This window comes from Ochrobactrum sp. SSR, from assembly GCF_030067775.1.
GTDB lineage: Bacteria > Pseudomonadota > Alphaproteobacteria > Rhizobiales > Rhizobiaceae > Brucella > Brucella teleogrylli.
The window spans coordinates 1285240-1297911 of record NZ_CP125971.1; the positions used below are offsets into that span (position 1 = coordinate 1285240).

The window sequence follows — 12672 nt, forward strand, 5'->3', positions numbered from 1 at the left end:
GTCCTCAGGCAGCAATATGTTTGTTGTCGAACCACTCCGTGACGGCAGCACGTTCGGCTTCAGTCAGATGCAGGTAGTGCTTGGTGCGGCGGTAGAGAATATCTTGTGCCGTCTTCGCCCATTCTTTTGCGACCAGATAGCGAATTTCGGCCTCGTAAAGATTGCCGCCAAAATGGCGGCCAAGACCTGAAAGTCCAACCGCACCGGCGACGACATCCTTGGTTCGCGCGCCATAAAGGCGACCGTAATGGTGCACAAGCTGACGTGGCATCCAGGGATAGCTGTCGCGCAAGCTATTGGCGAAGGTTTCGTAATCGGCGTTGGGTATTTCACCGCCGGGTAGCGGCGCGTCATGGGTCCAGTCGCCCCCCATATTGGGGAAAATATGTTTCAGGCGGTGCATGCCGCGCTCGGCCAATTCTCGGAATGTCGTGATTTTACCGCCGAACACATTCAGAAGGGGCGCGTCGTCGGTTTCATCCAGATCGAAGACATAGTCGCGCGTGACAGCCGAAGGGTTGCCCTTGCCGTCATCGAACAATGGGCGCACGCCTGAGAATGCGTGCAACACATCTTCCCGGCGCAGCTTTTCCTTGAAATAACGATTGACCGCAGCGAGCAGATAATCGATTTCCTTTTCCTCTGCGGCAACGTCTTCCGCGCGGCCCTCATAGGCAATGTCTGTGGTGCCGATCAGCGCCTTGTCGCCTTCATAAGGGTTGATGAAAATCACGCGCTTGTCGTGGTTCTGAACGAGATAGGCATTCGAACCGGCCCAGAATTTGGGCACGATGATATGGCTACCCTTGACCAGACGCACATTCCGGCTTGAGTTCGATCCGGCCACATTGTGGATAACATCCGTTACCCAGGGGCCTGCGCAATTGACGATGCAGCGGGCGCGGAAGCTGCGGTTTTTGCCTGTATCGCGGTTGCGCGTTTCAACGATCCAGCCGCCTTTTTCGCGGCGCGCCGACACAACCGGCGTGCGGGTGAGGATGGTCGCTCCTTTTTCAGCGGCGCCCAGCGCATTGAGCGCGACAAGCCGGGCGTCATCGACCCAACAGTCTGAATATTCGAAGCCCTTGGTATATTGGTCGAGGATCGGTGTGCCTTCCGGGTCGCGCCTGAGATCGAGCGTGCGGGTGCCGGGAAGTTTCTTGCGTCCGCCGAGATGATCGTAGAGAAACAAGCCAAGCCGCACGAGCCATGCCGGACGGTCCTGCGGGCTGTGGGGCAAAACGAAACGCATCGGCCAGATGATATGCGGTGCTGCATTGAGCAGCACCTCGCGTTCGATCAGCGCTTCCCGAACAAGACGGAATTCGTAATATTCCAGATAGCGCAGGCCGCCATGGACAAGTTTACCGGAACGTGACGAAGTGCCTTCCGCCAGATCGTCCTTTTCGGCCAGAACGACCTTGAGACCGCGCCCGGCAGCATCGCGCGCAACGCCTGCGCCATTGATGCCGCCGCCAATCACAAACAGGTCACAAGTTTCCGTCTCAGCCATTGCATGCTCCTTGGAATGCCGATGTTTCGGCACGTCTCATCATATTGCGCCAATCCGCCCGGCCTTACCTGTCGGCGGCCAGTTGGTCCCAAACCGGCGCCAGCGCCAGCCGGGATTCCCGATAGGCGAGATAAAGCTCTTCATAATGCCGTGCGCGGGAAGCGTCGGGTGCTTCCGGGGTTCCAAGCAGAGGCTCCACCCATTCGGCGATACAGTCATCCATCGTCGCATAGGCCCCAATGGCGACAGCCGCCATCATCGCCGCACCGGCGGCGCCAGCTTCCTCGCGGGAGGAAACGCGAACCGGCGCATTGACGGCAGCGCTGAGTGTGCTGCGCAAAGCGCGTGATCGCGCGGCGCCGCCCGTGACGCGCAGTTCGGCTGGCATGTCGCCCATGGCGGCATAACAATCGCGCGTTGCCATGCCCAGTCCTTCGACCACGGATCGCACCAGTTCGGGGAAACGATCACGGCTCGAAAGACCGATGAGGCTTGCGCGCGCGCTGGCATTGACGAAAGGTCCGCGTTCTCCTGCCTCTGAAATATACGGATGATAGAGGATTGCACCCGGGCGGCTTGCATTGAACCATACGTCGAGGCGCGGGATAAGGTCATTCAGCGAAACAGGCTTGTCCGGTGTGGACATGAGGTCGGCGGCCATCTGCAATATCCAGTCGATATTGATCGTCGCGCCCATATTGGTCTGAACTTGCGTCACAATGCCGGGAATTGGCAATGCGATAACATAGCCGGTGCCTTCCCGATTGAGGTGAATGTCTGCGACCCGCTTTGCGCGCATATGCACGCCTGTGGAGCCAATGGTGGAGCAGCCAGCATCGGAGGCTCCGCCACGAACGCCAGCACCGAGTGCAGTCATGGCCATGTCCACATAGCCGAGGCTGACGGGCGTTCCGGCCAGCAAGCCGGTTGCGGCTGCCGCCTCTGCACTCAACGGATGCATGGTCTGTGTGCCGTCGATGATTTCAGGCAGAAGCTTGCGGCGTTTTTGCAGGCCCAGTGCTTCAATGACGACATCGTCATATTGGCGGTTGCGAAAATTGCCGAAGGTGAAGCTTGCTTCCGATGGGTCGGTGGCCCGAATGCCGGTGAGGTTCAGATAGAGCCAGTCCTTGCAGTGAAGCGCGACCTCGGTCTGGTCGAGCAGTTCTGGCGCAACGCTATCCATATGCGCCATCTGCGAGCCTTGTTGGCATGTATTGAGTCCCGTGCCTGTCGCTTCGAAGCGCGCACGGTTCATGGGGCCAGCGGCAAGCCGCGTCACAGTTGTGGCGGCGCGTGCGTCGAGCCAGATCCAGGCGTCAGTTACGGGCTGGTTGTTCTTTCCGACCAGCCAAGTGCCGTCACCCTGACCAGTGACGGCGATCGCCGCCGCGCGCTCGCGCAGGTTTGGAACTTTTTCTGCAAGGCCGAGCAGGGCGCTGGCGCAATCTTTCCAGGTTTGTGACAGGGACTGGGTCACGGCACCGTGATCGCCGGTATCGTATTTGTTGCGTACGGCCGCAGACTCGATCTGGCGTCCGCTGAAATCAAACGCGACTGCTTTGAGAACGGACGTGCCAGCATCGATTCCGATGATGAGATCACCTTTATGACGCATGGCCGCTACACGTAATTATCGACATCTGGATTCCTCCCGCGACTGAAATGCGTCGCCGCAACCCTGTTTTTAATGAAATCGGGCATTCGCGTGTAACTGAGATAACATAGCGGCTCGGCAATGTCTGTAAAATTTTTATGTGTACGAATTATTTTTCACAAACTTGTTAGCCGAGAGGAAGCCACTTCAAGAAGTGAGGCGATTTTTGACCCTTTGGCAGCGGGAAATCGTTCGCGCTTTATGATATAATATATTGAAATAGCATGTTTTTTTATTGAATCTCTCTACGAGAGAGCTAAGCCTCAATCCGGTCGTCAACAGCCGCGATGGCTTTTAAATATGTGGATTGAAACAGTCGTTTCTGGTGCCATAACGGGCGGATTTCTCGCCGAAAAACGAACTTCCCCCGTCTGTTCCAAAACATCGGATTGACAGTTATCTATGTTTATAACATCATAATTGGAGTTAATAACACGTCGCTATCATAATGCATGGGGCGATGCCTGTTTCCAGTAGGCACGGAGGAGCGGAGCCCTGGGACCGCGTGGAGGATGTCATGATTTTGTCCGTTGTCCCGGTTGCCGCGCGAGTGGAGAATTTCGCTGGCCCGATCTGACGGCAGGGCTATTCGCAAACAGGTGAGTGTTCACGGCGGCCAGTACTGGGCGCGATCCGTTCCGACAATTCGGCAGGTTTGAATAATGAGTGCACAGACTAATCAAGTTTCGCGAGCTTCGCCCAAGCAAAACCGCGCCATTCTTTGGAGTGTGATTGCGGCTGTGGTCGTTATAGGCGCGATTGGCTTCGATACGAAGATCGTCAAGATCGGTTCTGATTCCGATGTGCGTCAGCAAGCATTTTCGCCTGAGGCTTATGGCGCTTCAGAGTTTCCGAAGGTGAAGTCGAGCATTATCGAACGTGCCGCCGATGCAGCCGAAGTTGGAACGGCGCTTGCAGCCGACAAGGCTGCGGCAGGCAAGAAATATGGTGTTGGCAGCGTCAATCCAGTCATTCCTGTGAAGTTCATCGGCGTCGTTGAAGAGCGCAAATCGAACTATAATGTGATCAAGGTCGATGGCTTGCCTGAAGGCATGTCGATCCGGGTCCAGACAGGTCCCGCCGTCAATGGCACGGATTTGCGCGATGCGACCGGCACAATTGAATTTGGTCAGTTCAAGAACCAGATCGAATTTCAAAATGCAGGTTCTGCGCTCAACAACGAAATGAAGAAGCAGGTTCTGCAAGGCGTGGATGCCGACAATCTCGTCGGCAAGACGGTTTCGGTGACCGGCGTGTTCAAGCTCGTCAATCCAAAGAACTGGCTCGTCACGCCGGTGGAGTTCGCAGTCAAATGAGCGCCGCCGCAACAATCGAAAATCCCAGAATTGAAGGCAAGAACGGTGATGTCGTTCTCGCCGCGCAGAATGTCGCCAAATCTTATGGTCGCATTCACGCTCTCAAGGGTGTGAATTTCGAGATACGTCGCGGCCAGGTCACCACGCTTTTCGGCGAAAACGGCGCCGGCAAGTCGACTTTGATGAAGGTGCTGTCGGGAGTTATTCAGCCGACATCCGGCACGATTGTGCTGGACGGCGAACCGGTGACATTCAATTCGTCGACGGAAGCGCGTGACCGAGGCATCTCGATCATCCATCAGGAACTGAGCCTCGCACCCAACATGAATGTGCGTGACAATATCTTCATGGGGCGTGAAATCCGCACGCCGACTGGCGTAAATTTCGCCGAAGAAGAACGCCTCACGCGCGAACTCATGAAGGAACTGGAAGAGGATATCGACCCGCTGACGCCGGTTGAAGAGTTGCGTCTCGGCCAGCAGCAGATTGTGGAAATTGCACGCGCGCTTTCGGTCAATTCCCGCATTCTCATCATGGATGAACCGACCTCCGCATTGAGTGCATCGGAAGTCGAGGTGCTGTTCAAGGTCATCCGCGATCTGACATCGCGTGGCGTTGCGATTGTCTATATCTCGCACCATCTCGAAGAAGCACTGCAGATCACCAATCATGCCGTCGTGCTGCGCGATGGAACGATGACGGCCTATGCGCCTCGCAACGAAATCGATCTGGAATGGATCGTTCGTAACATGGTGGGTGAGAACTTCGATCTTGGGTCTCCTCCAAACGGCTATGAATTGGGCGACGTTGCCCTTTCCGTAGAGAACCTGACGGTTCCAGATCCTGCTGGCGCGGATTTCGCGCTGGTCGACCGGCTGTCGCTCGATGTGCGGGCAGGCGAAATCGTTTGCATCTATGGGCTGATGGGTGCGGGCCGCACCGAGCTTCTGGAAACGGTTGCCGGTCGTTTGAAGGCCAGTGACGGTCGTGTGCTTCTCAAGGGCACCGACGTCTCGGGTCTTTCCATCGCCCAACGCATCGAAAAGGGGCTGGTTCTGGTTCCGGAAGATCGCCAGCGTGATGGTCTGGTCCAGACGATGACTGTCGGAAAGAACCTGTCACTGGCCAGCATAGCCGAGATCACCAAAGGCCTCTTCACGTCCCGAAAGAGCGAGAAGAACATCATCGATCAGTCGATCAAGAATGTTCATATCAAGACCGATGGCGGTGATGCGGCGATTGGCTCGCTGTCCGGCGGCAATCAGCAGAAGGTCGTGATCGGCAAGATGCTGGCCACCGAGCCCGAAGTAATCCTGCTGGATGAACCGAGCCGGGGCATCGACATCGGCGCGAAGGCCGAGGTGTTCAAGTTGCTGGCCGAGAAAGCCAAGCAGGGGCTGGCGGTCATTTATACGACTTCCGAAGTTGGTGAATGCCTCAGCATTGCTCATCGCATCATGGTCATGCATCGCGGGCGCATCTCAGCCGAATTTGGTTCGGATGTCTCCAAGGAGAAGATCATGGCCGCCTCGGGCGAAGCCATGGTTGGTCATTGAGAAACTGCTGCATGTCTTCGGTTTTCGAGCGGGCATGCGCAAGTCGAAAAGTTCGAGCACCTGATCTGATGTTACCAGATCGCTGGAATGCTTTAGTTATGGAGCACTGATAGAATGTCAGTCACGAGCACAAAAGACAAAGCGGCAACCCCAGGCGGGGCGAAGCGGAAAACCAATATCGTGCATCTGCTGCTCGAAGGTCGTGCATTTTTTGCTTTGATCGCAATCATCGCTGCCTTTTCGTTCCTATCGCCCTATTATTTCACGGTCGACAATTTCCTCATCATGTCTTCGCATGTGGCCATTTTCGGGTTACTGGCGATTGGCATGTTGCTGGTGATCCTGAATGGTGGCATCGATCTTTCCGTCGGTTCCACACTGGGGCTTGCAGGCGTCGTTGCGGGTTTCCTGATGCAGGGCGTGACGCTGCAGGAATTCGGCATCATTCTGTATTTCCCTGTCTGGGCCGTGGTCATCATCACCTGTGCATTGGGGGCGTTTGTCGGCGCTGTTAATGGCGTGCTGATTGCCTATCTGCGGGTTCCAGCCTTCGTGGCCACGCTTGGCGTGCTCTATTGTGCTCGCGGTGTCGCCTTGCTGATGACGAATGGTCTGACCTACAACAATCTTGGTGGCCGTCCGGAACTGGGGAATACCGGCTTTGATTGGCTCGGTTTCAACACGCTTTTCGGCGTTCCGATTGGCGTTCTGGTTCTGGCTGTGCTGGCGATCATCTGCGCGGTCGTTCTCAATCGCACTGCGTTCGGTCGCTGGCTCTATGCTTCGGGCGGAAACGAGCGGGCGGCAGAACTTTCAGGTGTTCCGGTCAAGCGGGTCAAGATTTCCGTTTATGTGATTTCGGGCATCTGCGCTGCCATTGCCGGTCTCGTCCTGTCGTCGCAGCTGACCTCTGCTGGTCCAACCGCCGGTACAACCTACGAATTGACGGCAATCGCGGCTGTCGTCATCGGCGGCGCGGCGCTGACAGGCGGACGCGGCACCATTCAGGGTACGCTGCTCGGCGCCTTCGTTATCGGCTTCCTCTCCGACGGTCTGGTGATCATCGGCGTATCCTCCTATTGGCAGACCGTCTTTACCGGCGCGGTGATCGTGCTCGCGGTTCTGCTCAACAGCATTCAATACTCCCGACGATAGGAATAGGGCCAGGTCCGATTGCGGATGGGCCGTATTCCAAGGGCGTATCGAAAGGTTCCAAGACGGCGATCAACCTCAAAAGCCTCGCCCAATGGAAATGATACCCGCCGGGCAACCGGCACAACACAAACAATAATGTTACGGGAGTGAGACATGTTTAAGAAGGGTATGCGCGTTCTGTTCGCTGCTGCAGCGGCACTGCCGCTTATCGCCAGCGCTGCCTGGGCTGAAGGTCTGATGACGATCATCGTCAACGACCCTTCGAACCCATACTGGTACACCGAAGGTGAAATCGCCAAGAAGACGGCTGAAGGCCTGGGCTATTCGGCTGTCGTTGGCGGTCACAAGGGCGACACCAACACCGAAAGCAACCTGATCGACACTGCGATCACCAACAAGTCGGTTGCGATCATTCTTGATCCGGCCAATGCTGACGGCTCGGTTGGGGCGGTCAAGCGCGCTGTCGCAGCAGGCATTCCGGTGTTCCTCGTCAACGCCGAAATCAATCAGGAAGGTCTTGCCAAGGCACAGCTCGTTTCCAACAACGCGCAGGGCGCTGCAATCGGCGCAACCCAGTGGGTTGAAAGCGTTGGCGACAAGGGCAAATATGTCGAATTGTTCGGTGCACCATCGGACAACAATGCGGCAACCCGCTCGAATGGTTACGAAACGGTCCTGTCGCAGTATCCGGATCTGGTGAAGGCCGGTAAAGATGTTGCCAACTGGAACCGCACCCAGGGCCACGACAAGATGCAGGCCCTGTTGCAGGCCAATCCCGACATTATCGGTGTCATCTCCGGTAACGACGAAATGGCTCTTGGTGCAATCGCTGCTCTGAAGAAGGCTGGCAAGCTGGAACAGGTCAAGGTTGGCGGTTTCGACGGTTCGCCGGATGCGGTCGCTGCGATCAAGGCCGGTGAGCTTCAGTACACCGTGCTGCAGCCGGTTGCCATTTTCTCGGAAGCTGCCGTCAAGCAGGCTGACAGCTTCATCAAGACCGGCAAGACCGGTGTTGAGCAGGAAAAGCAGCTTTTCGATTGCTTCCTGATCACCAAGGATAATGTCGACAAATATACGGCTCCGTTCGTTCTCGAGCAGTAAGAGCATAGACCGGAGCGCCGGCTCTAACCGGCGCTCTGGATATCGTTCCCCTTTTTGTCTGGCGTAGTCCGCCAGAACCTGTCAGTGACAACGAAATAATGGCTGGGAACGGATGGCAGGCATGACGGTGAGCAACAAGGCAAGCATTGACAATCTGATGACAGATCAAGTGCCGAACGACAGTCGGCATGCGCGTCAGCTGGTGCGCCGCCAGCAGATTGCCGAGACTGTGATGGCCGAGGGGTCGATGCGGATCGAAGATTTGACGGAGCGTTTCGGCATCAGCCTGATGACGGCGCATCGTGATGTCGATGAACTTGTCAGCCGGGGACTTTTTCGCAAGACGCGTGGGGTCGTTTCCGCAGCACCTACCAGCCTGATCGAAGCAAGCGATCTTTACCGGGTGTCGCGACAGTCGGAAGAAAAGAAACTGATCGCGGAAGCCGCGATGCAATTTGTCGAACCGGGGCAAGCCATCTTTCTGGATGACTCGACCACCGTTCTGCAAATGGTGCCGCATCTTCAGGCCAAGACGCCTTTGACCGTTATTACCAATTCGCTGATCCTGATGAACGAAGTTCGCGATATGCAGGACATCACGCTGATCGGTCTGGGTGGGCAGCTTTACAACTGGTGCAACGCCTTTGTCGGCGGCATGACGATCCATGAAATCCGTCGCCTGCGTGCCGATGTGGCGTTCATCTCGATCGCCGCAATCACCGACGATCTGTTGTTTCATCAATCGACAGAAATGGTTGAAACCAAAAGAGCGATGCGCGAATGCGCGGCGAAAAGTGTGCTTCTGGCCGACCACACAAAATTCGAACGGCGCGCTTTGCATAATTTCGGCGCCCTGAGTGATTTCGATGTGGTTATCGTCGATGAAAACACGCCCGAGGCGCATATCGAACATATGCAGTCCCAGGAAATAAATGTCGTCATCGCCCGTTCGGGCGGTCAGAAAGAATAACAAAATCGCGGCGAACGCGTTTTGCCGAGCCTGCATTTACATACCAGGAATACGATCCATGCCCTGCCTGTTGGGAATCGATAGCGGACTGACCGTCACGAAAGCCGTATTGTTCGACATTGACGGCAGGACGCTGTCAGTCGCGCGCCGCCGTGTCGCCCAGTCGTTTCCGCATCCCCGTCACGTCGAGCGTGACATGGACGAATTCTGGAATGCCACCGCGGACGCGATTGCCGAAGCGATTGCCACGAGCGGCAGGCCTGCTTCCGATATTCTGGCCATTGCCACCACTGCTCATGGCGACGGTATTTATATGCTCGACAGTGAACACCGCCCGCTCGGCGCGGGCATTCTGTCGCTGGATAGCCGCGCTGTCGATATTGCGGAAAACTGGGTGAACGGTGCCGTCGCAGAACAGTCCATCGCCATTACCGGACAATTGCCGCATGCTTCCGCACCTTCGGCCATTCTCGCCTGGGTGAAAGAAAACGAGCCTGAGCGCTTCAGTCGTATCGCACATGTCATCGCCTGCAAGGACTGGCTCCGGTTCTGCCTGACCGGCGAGGTCGGAACGGATCGGACTGAAGCGTCCACCTCCTTCACGGATGTGCAGAGACAGGATTATTCACGCGACGCGCTTGCATTGTTCGGACTGGAAGCCCTTTGGAACGCGTTGCCACCCATGTCGCGTTCGGACGAGATCGTGGGTGGCGTTTCTGCGGCTTGCGCGGCGCGCACCGGTCTTGTTGCCGGTACGCCGGTTGTTGGTGGTCTGCATGATGTTACGGCATCGGCGCTTGGCGTCGGCGGGCTGAAGATGGGCACTGTGGCGGTGGTCGCGGGAACCTATTCGATCAACGAGACACTATCCTCCGAACCGCATGTGAATCCGAACTGGTTTTGCCGCAACGGTATCGCGCCGGGGGAATGGAACAACATGTCGATCTCGCCAGCGTCAACGGCGAATTACGACTGGTTTCTCGATAAGCTCTGCCCATCCGAGCGGCATCTATCGGAAGAGACAGGTCGCTCGATCCACGACATGTTGCGCCCGGAAATAGATGCTGCACTGGCAAAGCCCTCAACAGCATTGTTCCATCCTTATCTTTTTGGTTCGCCTTATGGCGCCACTGGCAAGCGGCGCTTTTTTTGGTCTGCGCGGCTGGCAGGAACGCGGTGATATGCTGCGCGCCGTATGGGAAGGGATTGCCTTTAATCACCGCATCCATGTCGATCATCTCAAGGAAGGGTTCGCCATCTCCGCTGCGCGGTTGACGGGCGGTGTATCGCGCAGCCCGGCCTTTGCGCAAATGTTTGCCAATGTGCTTGGGATGCCGGTGACCGTCACTGAGACGGATGAGGCAGCAGCTTGGGGCGCAGCGCTTTGCGCGGGCAAAGGTGCGGGTGTTTTTGCTGACGTTTATAGCGATCCGCGCGATCTCGATGCCATCGGTTGCACTTATACTCCAGATGCGGAGCGCAGCGCGCAATATGAAAAACGCTTCGCACTGTTCAAGGAAATTGCCTCGGCGCTTGGGCCATTATGGCCGAAAATTGAAGCTCTTTCGGATTGACGACAGAACGAACGCATGTTGCGCGATTGCGCAGACAACAGATGTAAAGACGGTGAAATGAACAGTTTCGTAGGCCCTGCCGAAATGAAGACCCGCATCGCCCAACTGGAAGCGGATGGTGTTGACGTCCTTATTCTTGGCGCGGGCATCAACGGTGCGGGGCTGTACCGGGATTTGTGCGAACAAGGCGTGAATTGCCTTATCGTCGACAAAGGCGATTTTGGATCGGGCACCAGTGCCGCACCGTCGCGGCTGATCCATGGTGGTTTGAAATATCTGGAAACCGGGGAATTCGGTCTGGTTGCGCAATCCACGCTGGAACGAAATCTGCTTTTGAAAAACGCGCCGCATAATGTTGAGCCGCTGCCGACGTTTATTCCTGTGTTCTCGTGGACCAAAGGGATCACCGCGGCCTTGCGCACATTGTTCGGTTCCACGACTGCGCCGCGCAGTCGCGGTGCCGTGCTGATCAAGATCGGCCTTGGCCTCTATGATTATTTCGGTGCGCGTGAGCGCGTTATGCCGCACCACCGTTTTCTCCTGAAGAAGACCGCAACGCAGGAAATGCCGTACATAACGCCTGCGATTGTTGCAGGCGGTATCTATCATGACGCCAAGGTCAGCCGACCCGAGCGGCTGGTCTATGAACTGGTCAGTGACGGACTTCAGGCCAATTCAAAAAGTGCAGCTGCGAATTTCACCGCCTTGGTCAATGCCGTTGACGGTGCAATTAGCTTTGAGGGGCCAGACGGCGCGGCGTTCTCAATGAGGCCGAAGCTTGTGATCAACGCTGCTGGCCCGTGGATTGACCGGGTGAATTCTGCGCTTGGTAAACCCACTAAGATGATCGGCGGCACTAAGGGGTCGCATATTCTGATCGACCATCCCGAACTGGTGAAAAGCCTTGCTGGAAGGATGATTTATTTCGAGGCCGATGACGGTCGTATCTGCCTTGTTTACGACTATCATGGTCTTGCGCTGGTCGGTTCGACCGACATTCCTTCCGACGATCCGGACAATGTGCGCTGCGAGGACGATGAAACGGATTATTTCATTGAAAGCCTGCGTTCACTGCTGCCGAAATTGCAGTTCGACCGCAATCAGATTGTCTACACCTATAGCGGCATCCGCCCGCTGCCTGCGTCCAATGCCTCAGAACCGGGGTTGATCAGTCGCGATCACTCGGCGCCGGTGATTGAGCCCGATCCGGCGCGTCCATTCGCAATCATCTCGCTGGTAGGGGGCAAATGGACGACGTTCCGGGGGTTTGCCGAAGAGGTTGCGGACACGGTCTTGCAACGGTTGCAACGCACGCGCCTCCGCTCGACGCGCAATCTCGCAATCGGCGGCGGTAAGGATTACCCGCTGGATGACAATGCGCGCCGTGCGTGGGTCGCAAAACAGGCAAGTACAACGGGCCTTGAAGCTGCGCGTGTCGAGCTATTGCTCAAGCGTTACGGCACGACAGCGGGCTCCATCATCAGGGACGAAGCCAAAGTCGGTGTCACCTATTTGCCCGAAACGGATACGGTGAGCCGCACCGAGATTGCCTGGATCGCTCGCAACGAACTGGTGGTTCATTTGGCTGATGTCGTGCTGCGTCGCACAACGCTTGCCATTGACGGCGCGCTGACCGCCGATAATCTGGCTGCGATTGCGGATATTCTGGCGCTGGAACTGGGTTGGGACGAAGCGCGCAAGGCTGAGGAAATTGAAGCGGTGACCGCAGAACTCGCCAAGCGTCACAATGTCATTTTGGCGGAGAGGCCCGCAAAGCGGCGCTGAACCTTTCCAGAGATACGCGACCGGGAGGATGTCGCGTATCCGCTG

Annotated in this window: 8 protein-coding genes and 1 pseudogene; 7 read left to right on the forward strand and 2 right to left on the reverse strand. The window is 56.6% G+C overall.

The window, feature by feature from the left end; all coding sequences use genetic code 11:
* Positions 1–4 precede the first annotated feature (4 nt).
* Complete coding sequence (locus QLQ11_RS23545) at positions 5–1513, reverse strand: glycerol-3-phosphate dehydrogenase (RefSeq protein ID WP_121538959.1); 1509 nt, start codon at positions 1511–1513, stop codon at positions 5–7.
* 64 nt (positions 1514–1577) lie between these two features.
* Positions 1578–3131 (reverse strand): FGGY-family carbohydrate kinase, encoded by a 1554-nt coding sequence (locus QLQ11_RS23550; RefSeq protein WP_283735314.1) that lies wholly within the window; start codon positions 3129–3131, stop codon positions 1578–1580.
* A 701-nt stretch (positions 3132–3832) separates the two neighbouring features.
* On the opposite strand from QLQ11_RS23550, the gene QLQ11_RS23555 reads away from it, so the two are divergent.
* The 7 genes and pseudogenes from QLQ11_RS23555 to QLQ11_RS23585 all read left to right on the forward strand — a co-directional run bounded on the left by QLQ11_RS23555 (position 3833) and on the right by QLQ11_RS23585 (position 12627).
* A complete protein-coding gene (locus tag QLQ11_RS23555) occupies positions 3833–4486 on the forward strand; it encodes a DUF2291 family protein (RefSeq protein ID WP_121538957.1) in 654 nt (217 codons plus the stop codon).
* Entirely contained in the window at positions 4483–6042 is a 1560-nt protein-coding gene (locus QLQ11_RS23560; protein ID WP_121538956.1) for a sugar ABC transporter ATP-binding protein, read from the forward strand. The genes QLQ11_RS23555 and QLQ11_RS23560 overlap by 4 nt, the downstream gene beginning before the upstream one ends.
* 114 nt (positions 6043–6156) lie before the next feature.
* Positions 6157–7197: an ABC transporter permease gene (locus QLQ11_RS23565; protein WP_109365871.1), complete on the forward strand. Its 1041-nt coding sequence runs from the start codon at positions 6157–6159 to the stop codon at positions 7195–7197.
* A 153-nt stretch (positions 7198–7350) separates the two neighbouring features.
* A complete protein-coding gene (locus tag QLQ11_RS23570; protein ID WP_121538955.1) occupies positions 7351–8298 on the forward strand; it encodes a D-ribose ABC transporter substrate-binding protein in 948 nt (315 codons plus the stop codon).
* Positions 8299–8419: 121 nt separating this feature from the next.
* A complete protein-coding gene (locus tag QLQ11_RS23575; RefSeq protein WP_121538992.1) occupies positions 8420–9268 on the forward strand; it encodes a DeoR/GlpR family DNA-binding transcription regulator in 849 nt (282 codons plus the stop codon).
* A gap of 58 nt (positions 9269–9326) precedes the next feature.
* Positions 9327–10842 (forward strand): annotated as a pseudogene (locus QLQ11_RS23580) (FGGY-family carbohydrate kinase).
* Between the two features lie 57 nt (positions 10843–10899).
* Positions 10900–12627, forward strand: coding sequence for a glycerol-3-phosphate dehydrogenase/oxidase (locus tag QLQ11_RS23585; protein ID WP_371836034.1), 1728 nt, complete (start codon positions 10900–10902; stop codon positions 12625–12627).
* Positions 12628–12672: the final 45 nt, after the last annotated feature.

Coding starts and splice junctions, on each gene's coding strand:
- QLQ11_RS23585 (WP_371836034.1), top strand. CDS start 10,900: ATGAACAGTTTCGTAGGCCCTGCCGAAATGAAGACCCGCATCGCCCAA.
- QLQ11_RS23550 (WP_283735314.1), bottom strand. CDS start 3,131: ATGCGTCATAAAGGTGATCTCATCATCGGAATCGATGCTGGCACGTCC.
- QLQ11_RS23545 (WP_121538959.1), bottom strand. CDS start 1,513: ATGGCTGAGACGGAAACTTGTGACCTGTTTGTGATTGGCGGCGGCATC.
- QLQ11_RS23575 (WP_121538992.1), top strand. CDS start 8,420: ATGACGGTGAGCAACAAGGCAAGCATTGACAATCTGATGACAGATCAA.
- QLQ11_RS23570 (WP_121538955.1), top strand. CDS start 7,351: ATGTTTAAGAAGGGTATGCGCGTTCTGTTCGCTGCTGCAGCGGCACTG.
- QLQ11_RS23555 (WP_121538957.1), top strand. CDS start 3,833: ATGAGTGCACAGACTAATCAAGTTTCGCGAGCTTCGCCCAAGCAAAAC.
- QLQ11_RS23560 (WP_121538956.1), top strand. CDS start 4,483: ATGAGCGCCGCCGCAACAATCGAAAATCCCAGAATTGAAGGCAAGAAC.
- QLQ11_RS23565 (WP_109365871.1), top strand. CDS start 6,157: ATGTCAGTCACGAGCACAAAAGACAAAGCGGCAACCCCAGGCGGGGCG.